Raw genomic sequence first — 15,871 nt, forward strand, 5'->3', positions numbered from 1 at the left:
CCGGGCAGGGCGCTTATGCGCCTCCTGTTGCCGCCATCAGTGCGGCCAGGCCTTCGCTCTCTTCAGCTGTCAGCTCTAGCGGGGCGCCGCAGCGCGGATCGGTCTTTTGCAGCGCGCGGATCATCGCGTCGTTGATCGGAATCGGGTCACAACCGTGATCCGTGCTGCAAATCATGTCGAACTGTTCTGCGGCCTTGGCGTGGCATTCGAGGCAATTTCCATCAAAGCGGTTCACGACATCGACGTGCCCGCGGTTGCGGATCGATGTGCCTTCGGATGAGACATCGAACTCGAAGAATTCCCAGTCCTTGGTATCCGCGTTGAAGCCGTTGGCGCGCTTTACCATGGCTTCGCCCGGAACCAGCTGAACGACAGAGCCGACCGGGAATACACCACCATCTTCGGAGGAAGCGATCGCGACAGTTTCCTCAAGATTACCGTCAAGGTTCCCTACAAAGAAGCGGTCAACTTGCGTCAGATCGCGGATGCAGCCGAAGCTGGCCGCTGTCATTTTCTCGGTCGCAGAAACGACGGCTTCTGCGTCCTCCTCGGCAGGTTGGGCGCAAGCTGAAAGGGCCAATGCGGCGGTGGAGGCGAATGCGATGTTGGCAACTGTGCGAGTCATGAATGATCCCCCGTTGTGTGTGGACACAGGAGTGATGGGCTACGGCCGTGCTGTCAAATGCCAATTGGCGACGGTGTGAAGCTTTAAGGAGCGAGCAGTTCCATGTGCACTTCGCCGACACCGCGTTTTACCAGTCCGATCTCTTCTGCAGCGGCGCGACTGAGGTCGATTGTTCGTCCGCTTACAAATGGTCCGCGATCATTGATCCGCACGATTACAGAACGGCCATTGCGGGGGTTTGTAACGCGCACTTTGCTGCCGAATGGCAATGTTTTGTGCGCGGCAGTAAACTGGCGCGGATTAAACCGTTCACCGCTGGCTGTTGGACGGCCTGCGAAGCGTCGACCGTAGTAGGAGGCATGCCCGATACCCAGATCGCGCAACACGTCGCCCGCAGCCGGCTCGCCGATCGGTTCAAACTCTGTGATGTCAACGGCGTCTTCGGGGTGATCGTGTGGTGGGGGGATCACATCGAATTTGGAGAAACCGTCTTCAAAAGAGGTCTCATGGGCGGGTCCTTCTCCGACAGAAATTTGTGGGGCTTCTTGTCCCAAAGCCAGTGATTCAGCGGTTGCAAGTAGGGCCGCTATCGATGCGCAGCAAGTCCACGCGAGGGTATGGAAACCTCTTCCCATGAGCAGGAGATAGCCGCTTTGCAAGCGAAGAGGCAAACCCGGGGCGTGCAAATCGGCGTACGAAAAGCCGAGTTGGTCGACGGACGTGCCAAATTTGCGGCAGGTTGCAATCCCGCGTAGACAAGTCCGTCCTACGTGCGAAAAAAAGCAAATGGGGCCGACATTGCTGCCGACCCCACTCTTACCGTCGCGTGGTCTTCTGTTCCGGCGAACCTTCCTAGAAGCGCTTGGCAATCGGTTTCTATCCCCTCCAACGGGTTGGAGGTTCTTTTCACCGACGCTCGCGTCGGCATCCGGTCTCGCCTTCCGATCAGTCCTACTTTTCCGTGCCGAAGCCCTTCCAAGCGGTCCTTTTCTTTCAACGCTACCGAGACCATTCCCCCTTCTCGGCTGCTTCCCTCAAGCGGCTGGTTTCTGCCTCAGCTTCCACCTTCCATCGTTTCACAACCAGGTTCCTGGCCTATCCAGTGAACGTGCTTCGCGTTCTTCTCGGGCAACTGCACTTGCTTCCGGTTTGCACTTTCTGCATGTCCAGTCTCAAAGACCGCGTGGACAATATCCACTGCGTCGGTTGATCTGAGAAACTCTCGTGAAATCAACTCGTTAGAGCCAGATTTCCGGTTGGGTTTCTCTCCCTTCCGATGTCTTGAGACTGCGCCCTCAGAGTGAGTCGCGCAAGCTTTGCAACCCCGACTTTTCCACTTTTCCTCAGATCAGTTGTGGATGAGAGTGGATAACTCAACCATTCATCGCAAAATCGATCTTCGGTTTAGGATTTATCGCGTTTGGCGAGCAGTTTGAGCCGCAACGCGTTCAATTTGATGAACCCTTCCGCGTCTTTTTGATCGTAGGCGCCAGCATCGTCTTCGAAAGTGACGTGCGATTCGGAATAGAGGGAATTCGTGCTCTTGCGCCCAACGACGCCGGCAACGCCTTTGTACAGCTTCATGCGAACCGTCCCGCTGACCCTCTCTTGACTGTGATCAATCGCGGCCTGGAGCATCTCGCGCTCAGGCGCGAACCAGAAGCCGTTGTAAATCAGTTCGGCATATTTGGGCATCAGCTCATCCTTGAGATGCGCTGCCCCGCGATCCAGTGTGATCTGCTCGATACCGCGATGGGCGCGAGCATAAATCTCACCGCCCGGTGTTTCATACATGCCGCGGCTCTTCATTCCGACAAAGCGGTTTTCGACCAGATCGAGTCGACCGATGCCGTGCTTGCCCCCGAGATCGTTGAGCGCGGTAAGCAGCGAAGCGGGGCTCATCGCTTCGCCGTTAAGCGCCACGCCATCGCCGCGCTCGAAATCGATCGTGATATATTCAGGCGTATCGGGCGCGTCCTCCGGATTGTCAGTGCGCGAATAGACATAGTCGGGAGTCTCTTCCCACGGATCTTCCAGCACTTTGCCCTCAGAAGAGGTGTGGAGGAGGTTCGCATCGGTCGAGAACGGGCTTTCCCCACGCTTGTCCTTGGGTACCTGTATCTGGTGCTTCTCTGCCCAGGCGATCAGCGCTGTACGGCTGGTCAAATCCCACTCGCGCCACGGCGCGATGACCTTGATATCGGGATCCAGCGCATAGGCCGACAGCTCAAAACGCACCTGATCATTGCCTTTACCCGTAGCACCATGAGCAATCGCATCCGCGCCGGTTTCATGTGCGATTTCCACCAAACGTTTGGAGATCAAAGGGCGAGCGATTGACGTGCCCAGCAGATAATCGCCTTCATAGCGGGCATTGGCGCGCATCATCGGGAAGACGAAATCGCGCACGAATTCCTCGCGTAAATCCTCGATATAAATGTGCTTGTCCGGGATACCCATGGCCCGCGCCTTGGTGCGAGCGGGCTCGATCTCTTCCCCCTGGCCAAGATCGGCAGTGAATGTGACGACTTCGCAGCCGCGTTCAACTTCAAGCCATTTGGCGATGACGGAAGTATCGAGGCCCCCGGAATAGGCGAGAACAACACGCTTGATATCAGACATGGTTTCAAACTCTCAATTAGACGCGGCGCGGCTAGCAGGCGCAGCGGGACTGGGCAATGAAGAAGCGCGTCGATTCGCAAAAGCTTGGCTTGCGGCTAAGAAGGGGCGGATCAATTCAAGCTCACATTCGTTGAGCAACAAAACAAGTTTAACCCGGGGGGAGCGTTCCATGTCATTCAGAGGTGCAGGAAGAAGTCTATTGATCGTTGCCATTGCAACGGCGCTTGGATTGGGATTTGCATTTCTAACGGGATCCGGCGGGATCACAATTGATGACTATCCGGCCTTGTTCGCCTGCGCGGTGGTAGCATTCGCTGTCAATTGGCTGGCATTCATCCCCTCGGCGCTCGCACAGAAGGACACGTATTACGATACCGTGGGTGCTCTCACTTACCTCTCGGTCATCGGGTACTCCACCTATCACGCAGCCCCGCTCGATACGCGCGCGATCGTAGTCGCGGTCATGGTGGGCATCTGGACTGTCAGGTTGGGCAGTTTCCTGTTCATGCGGATCCACGCGTCGGGTGGGGCAGACGAACGGTTTGAGAAGATCAAGAAGAACCCGCCGCGCTTTCTGGTGGCATGGACGCTGCAAGCGGTGTGGGTAATCTTCACAGCTTCCGCTGCGTTGGTGATCATCACTTCCCAAGACGCCGCACCGCTCGGCCTATTCTTCTGGGCCGGGGCTGCGATCTGGGTGATCGGTTTTGCGTTTGAAGTCATCGCCGATGACCAGAAGCGGCGTTTCAAGAAAGACCCTGCCAACAAAGGCAAGTTCATCAAGAGCGGGCTGTGGGCCTGGTCACAACATCCGAACTATTTTGGAGAGATCACACTATGGACCGGGATTTTGGTAATGGCAATCCCGCTGCTTTCAGGCTGGTCTTGGCTGGCGGTGATCTCACCGATCTTCGTCTATCTGCTGCTGACGCGGATCAGTGGGGTCAATCTGCTCGATGGCATTGGCAAAGATCGCTGGGGCGATGACCCTGCGTATCAGCAATATCGCAAGAACACGCCGGTGTTATTCCCACGTCCGCCGAAGGGTTGATCCGGCTTACTCAGCGGCTTCCTTTAGTTCCGGATCAAAGCGCCACTTGGGCACTTCGCCTTTCTCTCGCAAGCGGGCTGATTCCTCGACCATATATTCGCGAGTCATCGGCACAGCTGCGCGATCCTTCACATACTGGATCTGCCAATTGACCATGGTGCCGTTGCGGAAGCTTTGCTCTGCGCCCGCAAGGTAGAACAGCCACATGCGGTAGAATGTCTCGTCATACATCGCGGTGATCTCTTCGCGGTGCATGACAGTGCGCTTGTACCATTCCTCCAAGGTGTAAGAGTAGTGGAACCGCATCGCTTCGACATCCATAATCTGCCAACCGTACCTCTCGCTCTGACTGACAAGTTCTGAAAGCGCCGGAATGTAGCCGCCCGGGAAGATGTATTTACGGGTCCAGGCATCGGTGAATCCGGGAGGGCCAGCGCGGCCACAACAATGGCTGATCATGACGCCACCAGGCTTCAGGAGCCGGTGCGTATGCTCGAAAAACTGCGGGTAATGGATAGTGCCAACGTGTTCGAGCAGGCCGACAGAGGAGATTCGGTCGAATTCACCTTCCACATCGCGGTAATCCATCAGGTGGAACTGGACCTTGTCCGACACGCCATTGGCCTCGGCGCGTTCCTTGCAGAACGCGATCTGATCGTTCGCCAGCGCTACGCCGGTGACTTCCACCCCATACGTCTTGTGCAGATACAGCGCGAAGCCACCCCAGCCGCAGCCAATATCCAGAACCTTCATCCCTGGCTTGAGGCACATCTTCGCAGCCAGATGCGCTTTCTTGTCCATCTGCGCCTTCTCAAGCGAAGTGGAGGCCGGATCATCCTCTCGATAATAGGCCATGGTGTACTGGCGATCCTCGTCGAGGAAGCGTTCGTATAGCTCGCGTGTCAGATTATATGTGTGCTCTGCATTCTTGGCCGCAGATGTGCGCAGGTTGATGCCATCTACGGCTGCGATAATTTTCTGCCCAAGTTTGCGCAACGGTGTCTGCGGCTTGAGGGACTCTTCGCCCAAACGCTTGGCATTCATGGTCACGAACAGAATCATGTCGCGAATGTCGTGCGGCTCTTCGACCACCAGCCATTCCCACATGTAAGCTTCACCCGCGCCCAATTGCGGGTAACGCGCGATATGTTTGGCCGCTTTGGGATGCGTCAGGCGAATCCGGATCGGGCCCGGTTTTCCGCCGATTTCTTCGGGGTAGCTGCCTGGATCAGTCCCGTAAGTATATTCTTTGCCATCGTGATCCGTGACAATGAATTGGCCGTGTTTAATGGCCTTTTTCAGAAACTTGTCTAGCAACCACATAGAATTGCCACCCCTCTATTACCTCATGACAGACTGCGCATTGCGGATTAGGCTGTCAATCTTCTTGAGGAGAGGTTGGGTGACAGAGGCGAAGACGCAAATTACTGGGATTGATCCACAGAAGTTCATTTCACTCGTAGAACCAGAAGCCAAGCGCCAGGATGCCATGGCGCTCGACGCACTGTTCCGAAAGGTGACGGGCGAGAGGCCTCAGATGTGGGGGCCGTCGATTATTGGCTATGGCGTTTACAACACAACCTATGCCAGCGGCCGCGATGTCACGTGGATGCGAGCGGGGTTCAGCCCGCGCAAAGCAAAGCATTCGCTTTATCTGATGGGCGGATATTGCGACGACATCGCAGCCAGCAGACGCGAAGAGCTGTTAGCGAAACTGGGCAAATACAAGACCGGGAAGAGCTGCCTCTACATAAACAAACTCGCTGACGTTGACATGGACGTTCTGGAGCAATTGATCGCCGCCGATTGGGAGGCGATGGAGCGCATCTATCCGCGTTAGCGCGGTCAATCATGGCGGGATTTTTCCGGTGAACCAGCGGGATGATGGGACAGTGTCGAACCGCGTGAAGCTTGAAGCTGTTGAACTTCGGAAGAACTTCGGCAAGCGGGCTGTTTTGGATGGTGCTTCGTTTGAAGTTTGCCAAGGAGAGATTGTTGGCCTGTTCGGGCCGGATGGGGCGGGCAAGACGACGGCCTTTTATTGCCTGTTGGGATTGCTGCGCCCTGATATGGGCCGCGTAATGCTTGGCGGGCAGGACGTGTCGAGATTGCCATTCTACCGGCGCGCAATGTTGGGCCTCGCCTATCTGCCTGAACAGCCTTCGATTTTTCGTGGCTTGACGGTTGAAGAGAATATTCTTTCGATGCTCGAGATAGTCGAGCCTGTTCCCGAACAAAGGAAAAGGTTGCTCGAAGACCTGTTAGGTTCGCTTGATCTTGCGCGCCTCAGGACGGCGTCAGCAAAGTCGCTTTCCGGTGGGGAGAGGCGGCGCTGCGAAGTGGCGCGGGCGCTTGCTCTGAACCCGGCCATTATTCTGTTGGATGAGCCATTTGCTGGCATCGATCCACTCACGATTGCCAACATCAAACAAATGATCCGCGATATGCGGCAGCGTGGGATCGGGATCTTGCTGACCGATCAGAATGTTCCAGAAATGCTAAGCCTGATTGATCGTGCTTATGTTCTGGATGAAGGAAGGATCATCTTTTCAGGCAGCCCGGCTGAAATGCTGAGCGCGCCAGAAGTGATCGAACATTATCTAGGTAATAGTCGCCCGTAGTCATCTTAAACTACATCCCGGCATACCATTGATACCCGTAGTTATCTTCCCAGAATCCGCCTTTACCACCTTCGATATCGTCCAAACTCGACACGGCTTCTATGGCAGTCAGGTATTTCGGATGCTTGTAGCCTAGCTGACGCTCAATACGCATGCGCAACGGCGCCCCGTTCTTTTCCGGCAATGGATCGCCATTCAATTCATGCGCAACAATGGTTTGCGGATGATAGGCATCGACCATATCGATGCTTTCATAATATCGTTTACCGTACAAAATATCCGCGCAGTAGAAGACTATGAAATTTGCCTCTGGCAGCACCTCTGCGGCTTCTAAAAGCTGGGACAGCTGTGGGCCGCGCCACTCGCCAATTGCGCTCCAACCTTCGACGCAATCGTGTCGCGTGATCTGCGTGCGCTGAGGCATCGCGCGCAAACTGTCCAAACTTAGCGACAACGGGTTCTTGACCAACCCCCTGACTTGCAATCTCCAGTCCGGGAATCCTCTGGCTAATTGGTCAGCATAGATGTCGCTTTCAACAGTGACCGACCCGTTACCTTTGAATACCGGCGATATGTCAGCTTTGCTGTACTCTGGAGCCAAGGCCTCTCGATCAGCCAGTGCGCGATGCGCCTTGCGGTTCCATCCTTCGGCCAGATCGAACAATGATTGGCCTGTGCGGCTGTCAGCTATCTTCGAGCAGGCGCCGGTGAGCAACGCGCTCAGACCAAAAAGCGCTGCTCTACGTTTCATCGACACCTCCAGTGATCATGTCGCGGATCTGCTTGATCGGACCTGACAGCAGCACCAGCAATATATGGATCACGAAAAAGGCAAATAATGCCCAAGCCGCCAGAAAGTGGATTGAACGCGCGCTTTGCCGTCCGCCAAAAAGATCGACCAACCAGGGTGCGGCTGGTTCGAACCCTGGGCTGATTGCAAGTCCGGTAAAAATCAAAGCGGGCAGCAGAACGCCAAGGACAACCCCATACGCAAGCTTCTGTAAGAAGCCGTATTTTGCGCCTTCATGACTGAAATCGAGCGTGGCGTGCTTGACGATATCCGCCCAGATTTGCGTAGGCGTCCATTCCTCACGGCGCGTGCGTATGTCACGCCAGAAGTGTCCGCCGACGAGCATGCCGATCCAGAACACCAGCAGACCGATTGCGAACGGCCACGAGAGAAGGATGTGCCAATCCCGTGACTCCGCCAGATCATAGCGTTGCGGAATGGTTGCCCAATCCGGAAATCGAATGACGGCGGTCCATGCCTCTGAAGGTTGTGACCCGGCATCGCCCCAGTAGAGGTATCTGTGGGCGTTCGAGATCCCTAGCCCGCTCATGAAAAGCACAATCACGCAAAGCGCGTTCAGCCAGTGCCAAAGCCGAGTTAGAAGTGAGTGTTTTGTCTTCATTGCGCTGCTGCAGCGGCCAATTCGCGTGCGAGGTAGATCACGTCGCGCGGCTGATCGAGTAAGTGCTGGCCGCTGTCGACATAGACTGTTTCGCCACTGCGCAGATGACCTTGCGCCAGCATTAATACTGCCGCCGCGATCTCGTCCGGTCCAGTCTTTCGGCGCAAAGGATTCAGCCGATGTGAAACCTCGATCTCGTCTTCTGTCTGATCGTGACTGGCCAGAATAGCTCCGGGTGCGAGGCCATAGACTCTATCGATCGGCCCGCAAGCGCCATCAGCCAACATGGGAATTGTGGCCGCTAGAGCATGCTTGCTCATCGTGTAACTGAAGAAATCGGGGTTCGAATTCTCTAGTTTCTGGTCAGTAATATGAACCACTGTGCGGCCCGCATCGCTGTGCGCTTTGGCCAGGAAAGCTTGTGCCATTCGGGCGGGAGTTTCCGCATTAACCTGCATCGCTTCCTTGTTCGTCGCTGGATCCAGTTTGGTTGCATCATCGTATGAAAAAATCGATGCGTTGTTGACCAACATGCGCCAGTCATCATGCAGAATCGCCAATTCTTCGATCATTGCGACCGCCGCGTCGCCATCCTTGAGATCGCACTGGAAAATTTCCGCAGATGGCAAGGTTTCGGCCAACGCGCGCGCTTCCTCATCTGATCCGCGATAATGGATAATGCAATGCCAGCCTGCGTCGGCAAACGCTCGGACTATGCAGGCACCGATCCTTGCGGCACCTCCGGTAACAAGAATTGCAGGTCTGGACATCAATTCTATTCAGCAGAATTGCGTGAACTTGGCTAGAGAGCGTGCGAGCTTTGGAGATATGCGATGAAGATTGATCTGGTGGATGTCTTTGGATCCGGTCCATTGAGCGGCAACCCGCTTGCAGTGGTGCATGGGGCGGACAGTCTGACAACAGACCAGATGCTGGCACTGACGCAGTGGCTGGGATTTTCGGAAACGACTTTCTTGCTGCCACCTTCTGATCCCGCAGCCGACTACCGTGTGCGTATTTTCTACCCTGCGGGCGAGCTGCCTTTTGCCGGCCATCCGACCCTAGGTTCATGCCACGCATGGCTGGAAGCCGGAGGTGAGCCTCAACACGATGGGGTAGTAATGCAGGAATGCGGAGTAGGGCTGGTCGAGGTGCGGCAGGATGGCGCGCAACTGGCATTCAAGGCGCCGCCGCTTACCAAGCAAGGCGATCTTACTGCAGAAGAGCGGGAGAACGCGATCATGCTAACAGGCGTCGATCCAAGTGCCGTGGTCGAAGCGGTGCACGTACAAAACGGGCCTGGTTGGCAATTGCTCAGACTTGCCAGTGCGGCAGATGTTCTGGCAGCAGACCCAGTGGCGAAAGCAGCGCAGGGTACCGACATTGGCCTTGCTGGCCCATCCGAGGCAGGAGCGGAGACTGACTGGGAGCTACGCGCCTTTTTCTCTGACGCGATTGGCCGCTTTGTCGAGGACCCTGTGACAGGCAGCTTTAATGCTGGCGTGGCGATACATCTGTTTGCAACCGGCCTTGCCAATGGCAGCTATCGCGCTGCCCAAGGGCGCAAGGTTGGTGCGAATGGACTGGTGCATTGCCGCCAAGATAATGCGGGCGATGTTTGGATTGGTGGAACCTGCTCAACGGTAAGCAGCGGTGGCATCGTGCAACCAAATCTCTGATCATGCAAAAGGGCCGCCCATCGCGAAGACGAGCGGCCCGGTACCGAGCAGTCTAATTTGCGATCATCGTATCAACGGCATTGAAGACTGCCGCGGTCGATCTCGCGCCCAAGAACGCCGCCGATCGCCGCGCCCAGCAGCACGCCGAGCGTCTTGTCTCCATTCCCTGCAAGCTCGTGCCCAGCCAGCGCGCCGACACCTGCACCGATAACCAAACCAGTCGTGCCATTGTCACGTTTGCAGTAATATTCGCCGTCGCGGCCTTTCCAGATTCGCGAATCCCGTGTGATACGGCGCGGCGAGATATAGTACCCGTTGGCATCATAAATTGCCGCGCGATCCTTTGCGCGCTTGCCATGTGCGGGCGCATGCGGCGGCGGATCTGCTAGGGCTGGGGCCGCAGGGACTGTTAGCGTCGCGGCCGCGAGCGCCAATGCGAATTTATTCATTTCGGGTTCCTCCCAAGGTAATTTGTGGGTGGTTGGTAGGCTGAAGTGTCAGAACCTTGCATGAATGCGGGTGGTTTCTGAGCAGTTAGGGATTGCGCGAGGCAGAAACAGGCCGAAGCTGCGGGGTGAACTGGCGTTTTGCCTAGTTGGTGGCGGCTTCCGCTGCTTCGCGATCCCGTTGAGCGCGGCTCTTCTTTTCCGCAGCGGTTTTGAGCTGACCGCATGCTGCATCGATGTCCCGGCCGCGCGGCGTGCGTACCGGTGCGCTGATGCCGGCCTCAAACACGATGTTTGAGAAGCTCTTGATGCGTTCCGGCGTAGAGCACTCATATGCCGAACCGGGCCACGGGTTGAACGGGATCAGGTTCACCTTGGCTGGCAGGCCATATTCCTTGATCAGTCGCACAAGTTCGTGCGCATGCTCGTCGCTATCGTTCTTGTCCTTCAGCATCACGTATTCAAACGTGATCCGCCGGGCATTGCTTGCACCGGGATAGGCGGCGCAAGCGGCCAGCAGTTCCTCAATGCCGTATTTCTTGTTGAGCGGGACGATTTCGTCGCGGATTTCCTTGGTCACTGCGTGGAGCGAGACTGCCAGGTTTACCCCGATCTCATCGCCGCATTTGCCCATCATCGGAACCACACCGCTAGTGGAGAGCGTGATCCGGCGGCGCGACAAAGCAAGGCCGGCGCCGTCCATCACGAGTTTGAGCGCGGTTTTGACATTGTCGAAATTGTAAAGCGGCTCACCCATGCCCATCATCACGATATTGGTGAGCAGGCGGCCATCGGCGCGGTATTCGCTGCTGTCTTCTTCTCCATCAAGACCTGCCATGCTGCCCTTGGGCCATTCGCCCAGCGCATCGCGTGCGAGCATTACTTGACCCACAATTTCGCCCGGCGTCAGATTGCGCACCAGTTTCATTGTGCCGGTGTGACAGAAGCGGCAATTGAGCGTGCAGCCAACCTGCGAACTGACGCACAGAGTGCCGCGATCGGCATCAGGGATGAAGACCATTTCATACTCATGACCGTCGGCAGTCTTGAGCAACCATTTGCGCGTGCCGTCGGTCGAATGCTGAGCTTCAACAACTTCCGGCCGCGCAATGACAAAGCGCTCTGCCAGCCAGGGGCGCATCGCCTTCGAAATGTCGGTCATATCTGCGAACTCAGATACGCCGCGGTGGTAGATCCAATGGAAGACCTGTTTCGAACGTAGCTTGGCTTGCTTGGGATCGAGACCCGCCTCGGCAAACAGTTCCTGAATACGCTCTTTTGGCACGCCCATCAGATCAATACGACCGTCGGCGCGCGGCGTGATGTCACGCGGCGCGGGCACGGGATCAACCTGTCCCGGGATGCTCATGAGTGCGGTGTCGGCCATGGAGGCCGCGCATATAGGGGCGCTTTATCTGTTTGGCTAGCTTCTGCGCGCTTGCTCAAGTGCTGCAGGCGCGCAACCCAGGGTCGCAGCGTCGATCGCCGTTGCTACTCCGTCAAGCACGTAGGTGTCGGTAAAGCGGCGTCCGCTGGTCGTCGTTGAAGTAACACGCATGCTGTCTGAAGAGCGCATCCGAGCAATAATTGCTGCGTCCATCGCGCGATCTTTCGCCCATGCGTCACCGCCGCCGCCGGACAGTTCGAAGGTACGCCCGCCTAAACGGAGACTGATAGATGCGCCTTGAGCGATTTCGCGAGACAGGCGGATATGCAGTTGGTTGCGGATCTGGCGATAGGGCCAGCTGCCGATGCTGGCATAGGGCTCATAATCCCTCGCCGCGCTCGCCTGAGGACCGACCGGTTCCGCCAGGGCGATTGCATAGCATCTTGGTGCTTCGATATCGCGGAACGCCGCCCAATCGGAGAATACGCCTAGGCTGTCTTTCGCCGCGAGCGGTGCTGCGAGCAGCACACACAAGCCAAACACAATGGTGGGTGTGAACAATCTATTCATAGCTGATCTCGAGTACTTCCCATTCCTTCGTTCCGGAAGGAAGCCTGACCACGCGTAAATCCCCCACAGATGCGCCCCGCAGCGCCTTCGCCATTGGCGAATTCCAGCCGATCCGACCCTTGCCAGCATCCTGTTCGTCATCGCCAACGATGGTCACGATCTTGCGCTTGTCATCCTCGTCCGCGAGCTCGACAGTAGCGCCAAAGAATACGCGCGCCGTGTCAAGCTGCTCGCCCGGATCGACCACGCGCAAGGCCTTCATCCGGCGAGAGAGATGTGCAAGCTCCCGATCAATCTCTCGCATGCGCTTGCGTCCATAGAGATAGTCTCCGTTCTCGCTGCGGTCACCATTGCCTGCAGCCCAGCTGACGATTTCCACGATCTCGGGTCGTTCAGTGCCCAACAAGTGGTCATAGCGCGCCTTTAACGCCGCCATGCCTTGAGGCGTGATCGGATCGCCTTGAGGCTTCAATGTTCACTAGGACTGCAAGAAATAGTCGATATGGCGCGGTCGCCCGCCAGGAGCTTTTTCCGGGTACATGTTGTCATAGGTAACCGCATTGCCGAGCACGCGCATGATATAATAGCGGGTTTCGAAATTGGCCGGAATCTTTTCGATCCAGGTGACATAATCAATCGCGTCGGTGCGCGGGTCACCATTTAAGCGAAGCCACTGATTCACACGGCCCGGGCCAGCGTTATATGCGCCCAATGCCAAGGGGTAAGACCCGTCATAGTAATCGAGCATCCGGCGGAAATAGGCGTCGCCCAACCGGATATTGTACTGCGTGTCAGAGGTGAGATTGGCTGACATGTAGTTGACGCCCAACTTGCCGGCTTGTTCGCGTGCGGTTCCGGGCATCAATTGCATCATGCCCCGCGCGCCGGCATGGCTCACCCGATTTTGGTCAAACTCGCTCTCCTGCCGCATAATGGCGTGTGCCATGGTCCAATTGGAAGTGGTCGGAACACGCACGGTCGGATGAGCGAACCGTTCGAAGCCGAAAAGGCCGTGTTCGGGCGCAGTGGCCCCGGCAACCACGGCAAACTCGTCAAGCAACAGTTCTTCGGACAACTCCGACAACAGGACCATGTCTTCAGGCGTTCTCACGCTGTCTGCCAGTGCTTCGAAGAATGCACGTTCAGTGCGCCAATCACGGCGTGAAGAGGCAAGGGCGGTCAAAGCTTTCACAAGCGACTTGTTCCGGAATTCAGCACGCTCCTCAGTTGTGATCCCCGCCGCTGGCAGTTGCGCGAACTCGGGCACGGGTTTGCCCATCGCGCTGAGTGCCAGCTGACCATAATACTGGTCCGCAAATTTCGCCGCCATCTCGTAATAGCGATTTGCTTCGGCGGTATCACCGGCCTGCCGCGACGCGCGACCGGCCCAATAGAAACCTTTTGCTTTTGTCAGCGGAGTGCGTGCCGCAGCTCCGTAACGATAAAACAGCGGAGCCGCCTTTGCGCCATCGCCCAATTTCCAGAGGGCTTCGGTGCCACCCAGCCACATCAAATCGGTGTACTTGTCGCGCAGGCGGAACGACCCCGCGCTGATGTCCGTATCCGGCGCGAACAGATCATCCACAGAGGCGGCGATCTGTACCGCGCGTCTTGAGCCCGCTCCTTTAGCGGCGATCAGCATTTCGTTGACAAGGTCAGATGCTTCATGCGGCAACGATGCAAATTGCGGGCGGGACGTCAGCACATCGATTGCCCGATCCATCTGCCTGTTCTGGCGGTAATAACGCACCAGATTGTAGACCACGCCTGGCTGGTCAAGCGCGCTGCGCGCAATCGCCGAGCCTTCATCAGCGGGCAATTTATCCTGTAAAAGCGCAAGCCTTTTGCCGAACAGGTCACGTTTGTTTGAAGAGGTCATCAGCATATGGCGCACCGCACCATCTGCATCACCTTCCCACAGCAACGCTTCCATCCGCGTATCATTATCGGCTTGTGTGAACTGGCCTGCGAACAAACCTAGAAGGTAGGCTTCGGTCGTCTCCTGCATTGGCCCGCTGCGCCAAGCTTCGCGTGCCACTTCGGAAGCTTCTGGCCGACGTAGCGTACTAAGCGCCAAGGCATAACGCGCCCGCCCGGTATTGGTCACCGGCGGATGCGTATCAAAATAGGCAACAAGTTGTTCCGACGAAGCTGGCGTACCGTCCAGTGCATTCTCGGCGCGAAGTCTGAGCCGCGAAGAGCGCGGAAAATCAGGATAGGCCAGCAAGAAACCTGAGTACGCGTCGAAGCTCAGCTCTTCGTTCTCACTCAGGTATTCCCAACGATTGAGCACCATATCCATTCGGGTCGGCTGCTGTGCTACCATTTGAGCGCGCGCAAGATCCGCAGGGCTGGCATTTTTCGTTGCTGCAGGCGCGCCTATTGCCAGCCCGGTGGTGCCGAGCAGAAGCGTGGCGAACAGGTATTTTGCGCCGAATTTTCGGCTGGGGGACTTTTGCATGCTGGACATCCTGCCAGTGCGCTCCTTATCAGGCCGTGAATGGTTTGAAAAAGCCCACGGCGCTACGATTTCCCCTCAAACCGTAGTATGCCACCAAGAAAGGTCCGAGATCAATGTTTTCTGGCTCTATTCCTGCACTAGTCACACCATTTCGCGATGGTGCGTTTGACGAGCGCGCGTTTCGACGTCTTGTTGATTGGCAGATCGATCATGGAAGTTCGGCCTTGGTACCATGTGGAACGACGGGCGAAGCGTCCACATTGTCAAACGCTGAGCACCACAGAGTAATCGAAGTTTGCATCGAACAGGCGGCGGGGCGTGTCCCGGTAATTGCGGGCTGCGGCTCGAACGACACGCGCAACGCCTTGTTGCACATGAATTTCTCAAAGAAAGCGGGTGCGGCGGCTGGGCTGTGCGTTGCGCCATATTACAATCGTCCGAGCCAACGGGGGCTGATTGCACATTTCAGCTTTCTCTCGGAAAACAGTGATCTGCCCATTGTTCTTTATAACGTGCCGAGTCGCACGGTAACTGACATCGAAGATGAGACAGTGGTCGAATTGGTACGCAAATACCCGGACCGGATCGTTGCGATCAAGGATGCGAGTGGAGACCTCTCGCGGGTTGCAGATCACCGGATGGGTATCGGCCGTGAATTCTGCCAGCTATCAGGCAATGACGAGCTATGGCTGCCGCATTCCGCAGCGGGCGGGAAGGGGGCAATTTCGGTAACTGCAAACGTCGCACCGGCGCTTTGCGCGGAATTTCATCAGGCCATCGCTGCAAACGATCTGAAACGAGCACGCGAACTCAACGACAAGCTGTTTCCGCTGCATTACGCTATGTTCAGCGATGCATCTCCCGCGCCCGTGAAATACGCGCTCAGCCGTGTGCACGACTGGGTGGAACCGTCGGTCAGGTTGCCGCTTGTCGAATGTTCGGATGCGGCCAAGAAGGCGGTGGATGAAGCGCTGGAAATCGCTGGGTTGATTTGAGC

At 56.7% G+C, this 15,871-nt stretch carries 17 protein-coding genes; 5 read left to right on the forward strand and 12 right to left on the reverse strand.

From position 1 onward, the window contains the following. Nucleotides 1–13 precede the first annotated feature (13 nt). The 3 genes from A6F69_RS06735 to A6F69_RS06745 all read right to left on the reverse strand — a co-directional run bounded on the left by A6F69_RS06735 (nt 14) and on the right by A6F69_RS06745 (nt 3,247). Nucleotides 14–625, reverse strand: a complete 612-nt coding sequence (locus A6F69_RS06735; protein WP_144573648.1) for a hypothetical protein — start codon at nt 623–625, stop codon at nt 14–16. A gap of 83 nt (nt 626–708) precedes the next feature. Beyond that, nucleotides 709–1,179, reverse strand: coding sequence for a septal ring lytic transglycosylase RlpA family protein (locus tag A6F69_RS06740; RefSeq protein ID WP_342669847.1), 471 nt, complete (start codon nt 1,177–1,179; stop codon nt 709–711). 850 nt (nt 1,180–2,029) lie between these two features. Further along, the gene (locus tag A6F69_RS06745; RefSeq protein WP_067598994.1) at nt 2,030–3,247 is read right to left on the reverse strand and encodes an argininosuccinate synthase; all 1,218 of its coding nucleotides are present in this window, start codon (nt 3,245–3,247) and stop codon (nt 2,030–2,032) included. Between the two features lie 169 nt (nt 3,248–3,416). On the opposite strand from A6F69_RS06745, the gene A6F69_RS06750 reads away from it, so the two are divergent. Next, nucleotides 3,417–4,298, forward strand: coding sequence for a DUF1295 domain-containing protein (locus tag A6F69_RS06750; RefSeq protein ID WP_067602692.1), 882 nt, complete (start codon nt 3,417–3,419; stop codon nt 4,296–4,298). A gap of 6 nt (nt 4,299–4,304) precedes the next feature. Here A6F69_RS06750 and A6F69_RS06755 read toward each other — a convergent pair whose 3' ends face one another. Next, the gene (locus A6F69_RS06755) at nt 4,305–5,621 is read right to left on the reverse strand and encodes an SAM-dependent methyltransferase (protein ID WP_067598997.1); all 1,317 of its coding nucleotides are present in this window, start codon (nt 5,619–5,621) and stop codon (nt 4,305–4,307) included. Nucleotides 5,622–5,700: 79 nt separating this feature from the next. Here A6F69_RS06755 and A6F69_RS06760 point away from each other — a divergent pair, with 79 nt between their 5' ends. Further along, nucleotides 5,701–6,138 carry a DUF1801 domain-containing protein gene (locus A6F69_RS06760; RefSeq protein ID WP_067599000.1) on the forward strand — a complete coding sequence of 146 codons (438 nt, stop codon included), beginning with the start codon at nt 5,701–5,703 and terminating at the stop codon, nt 6,136–6,138. Between the two features lie 28 nt (nt 6,139–6,166). Then, the gene (lptB, locus tag A6F69_RS06765; RefSeq protein WP_245638201.1) at nt 6,167–6,919 is read left to right on the forward strand and encodes an LPS export ABC transporter ATP-binding protein; all 753 of its coding nucleotides are present in this window, start codon (nt 6,167–6,169) and stop codon (nt 6,917–6,919) included. 10 nt (nt 6,920–6,929) lie between these two features. Here lptB and A6F69_RS06770 read toward each other — a convergent pair whose 3' ends face one another. Genes A6F69_RS06770 through A6F69_RS06780 form a run of 3 tightly spaced genes read right to left on the reverse strand, consistent with a single transcriptional unit; the run spans nt 6,930 to nt 9,101 of the window. Further along, nucleotides 6,930–7,670, reverse strand: a complete 741-nt coding sequence (locus A6F69_RS06770) for a molybdopterin-dependent oxidoreductase (protein ID WP_067599006.1) — start codon at nt 7,668–7,670, stop codon at nt 6,930–6,932. Continuing rightward, nucleotides 7,660–8,331, reverse strand: coding sequence for a cytochrome b/b6 domain-containing protein (locus tag A6F69_RS06775; RefSeq protein ID WP_067599009.1), 672 nt, complete (start codon nt 8,329–8,331; stop codon nt 7,660–7,662). The genes A6F69_RS06770 and A6F69_RS06775 overlap by 11 nt, the downstream gene beginning before the upstream one ends. After that, nucleotides 8,328–9,101 carry an SDR family oxidoreductase gene (locus A6F69_RS06780; protein ID WP_067599012.1) on the reverse strand — a complete coding sequence of 258 codons (774 nt, stop codon included), beginning with the start codon at nt 9,099–9,101 and terminating at the stop codon, nt 8,328–8,330. Before A6F69_RS06780 ends, A6F69_RS06775 begins: the two co-directional genes overlap by 4 nt. 63 nt (nt 9,102–9,164) lie before the next feature. Between A6F69_RS06780 and A6F69_RS06785 the strand changes: the two genes are divergently transcribed. Next, entirely contained in the window at nt 9,165–10,010 is an 846-nt protein-coding gene (locus tag A6F69_RS06785; RefSeq protein ID WP_067599015.1) for a PhzF family phenazine biosynthesis protein, read from the forward strand. Between the two features lie 71 nt (nt 10,011–10,081). Here the strand turns inward: A6F69_RS06785 and A6F69_RS06790 are convergent, their stop codons facing one another. The 5 genes from A6F69_RS06790 to A6F69_RS06810 all read right to left on the reverse strand — a co-directional run bounded on the left by A6F69_RS06790 (nt 10,082) and on the right by A6F69_RS06810 (nt 14,874). Continuing rightward, entirely contained in the window at nt 10,082–10,459 is a 378-nt protein-coding gene (locus A6F69_RS06790) for a glycine zipper 2TM domain-containing protein (RefSeq protein ID WP_067599018.1), read from the reverse strand. A gap of 142 nt (nt 10,460–10,601) precedes the next feature. Beyond that, on the reverse strand, nt 10,602–11,843 hold the full coding sequence (gene rlmN / locus A6F69_RS06795; protein ID WP_067599021.1) for a dual-specificity RNA methyltransferase RlmN: 1,242 nt from the start codon (nt 11,841–11,843) through the stop codon (nt 10,602–10,604). 36 nt (nt 11,844–11,879) lie between these two features. Beyond that, nucleotides 11,880–12,413: a hypothetical protein gene (locus A6F69_RS06800; protein ID WP_067599024.1), complete on the reverse strand. Its 534-nt coding sequence runs from the start codon at nt 12,411–12,413 to the stop codon at nt 11,880–11,882. Beyond that, entirely contained in the window at nt 12,406–12,849 is a 444-nt protein-coding gene (locus tag A6F69_RS06805; protein ID WP_245638202.1) for a GreA/GreB family elongation factor, read from the reverse strand. The genes A6F69_RS06800 and A6F69_RS06805 overlap by 8 nt, the downstream gene beginning before the upstream one ends. A gap of 42 nt (nt 12,850–12,891) precedes the next feature. Further along, a complete protein-coding gene (locus A6F69_RS06810; protein WP_245638203.1) occupies nt 12,892–14,874 on the reverse strand; it encodes a lytic transglycosylase domain-containing protein in 1,983 nt (660 codons plus the stop codon). Nucleotides 14,875–14,987: 113 nt separating this feature from the next. On the opposite strand from A6F69_RS06810, the gene dapA reads away from it, so the two are divergent. After that, on the forward strand, nt 14,988–15,869 hold the full coding sequence (gene dapA / locus A6F69_RS06815) for a 4-hydroxy-tetrahydrodipicolinate synthase (RefSeq protein WP_067599033.1): 882 nt from the start codon (nt 14,988–14,990) through the stop codon (nt 15,867–15,869). Nucleotides 15,870–15,871: the final 2 nt, after the last annotated feature.

The organism is Altererythrobacter ishigakiensis (genome assembly GCF_001663155.1).
Classification (GTDB): Bacteria; Pseudomonadota; Alphaproteobacteria; order Sphingomonadales; family Sphingomonadaceae; genus Erythrobacter; species Erythrobacter ishigakiensis.

Bases quoted from the DNA above. Each gene is read 5' to 3' on its own strand.
- A6F69_RS06735 (WP_144573648.1), bottom strand. From the start codon at position 625: ATGACTCGCACAGTTGCCAACATCGCATTCGCCTCCACCGCCGCATTG.
- A6F69_RS06745 (WP_067598994.1), bottom strand. From the start codon at position 3,247: ATGTCTGATATCAAGCGTGTTGTTCTCGCCTATTCCGGGGGCCTCGAT.
- A6F69_RS06750 (WP_067602692.1), top strand. From the start codon at position 3,417: ATGTCATTCAGAGGTGCAGGAAGAAGTCTATTGATCGTTGCCATTGCA.
- A6F69_RS06755 (WP_067598997.1), bottom strand. From the start codon at position 5,621: ATGTGGTTGCTAGACAAGTTTCTGAAAAAGGCCATTAAACACGGCCAA.
- A6F69_RS06770 (WP_067599006.1), bottom strand. From the start codon at position 7,670: ATGAAACGTAGAGCAGCGCTTTTTGGTCTGAGCGCGTTGCTCACCGGC.
- A6F69_RS06775 (WP_067599009.1), bottom strand. From the start codon at position 8,331: ATGAAGACAAAACACTCACTTCTAACTCGGCTTTGGCACTGGCTGAAC.
- A6F69_RS06780 (WP_067599012.1), bottom strand. From the start codon at position 9,101: ATGTCCAGACCTGCAATTCTTGTTACCGGAGGTGCCGCAAGGATCGGT.
- A6F69_RS06785 (WP_067599015.1), top strand. From the start codon at position 9,165: ATGAAGATTGATCTGGTGGATGTCTTTGGATCCGGTCCATTGAGCGGC.
- A6F69_RS06790 (WP_067599018.1), bottom strand. From the start codon at position 10,459: ATGAATAAATTCGCATTGGCGCTCGCGGCCGCGACGCTAACAGTCCCT.
- rlmN (WP_067599021.1), bottom strand. From the start codon at position 11,843: ATGGCCGACACCGCACTCATGAGCATCCCGGGACAGGTTGATCCCGTG.
- A6F69_RS06800 (WP_067599024.1), bottom strand. From the start codon at position 12,413: ATGAATAGATTGTTCACACCCACCATTGTGTTTGGCTTGTGTGTGCTG.
- A6F69_RS06805 (WP_245638202.1), bottom strand. From the start codon at position 12,849: ATGGCGGCGTTAAAGGCGCGCTATGACCACTTGTTGGGCACTGAACGA.
- A6F69_RS06810 (WP_245638203.1), bottom strand. From the start codon at position 14,874: ATGCAAAAGTCCCCCAGCCGAAAATTCGGCGCAAAATACCTGTTCGCC.
- dapA (WP_067599033.1), top strand. From the start codon at position 14,988: ATGTTTTCTGGCTCTATTCCTGCACTAGTCACACCATTTCGCGATGGT.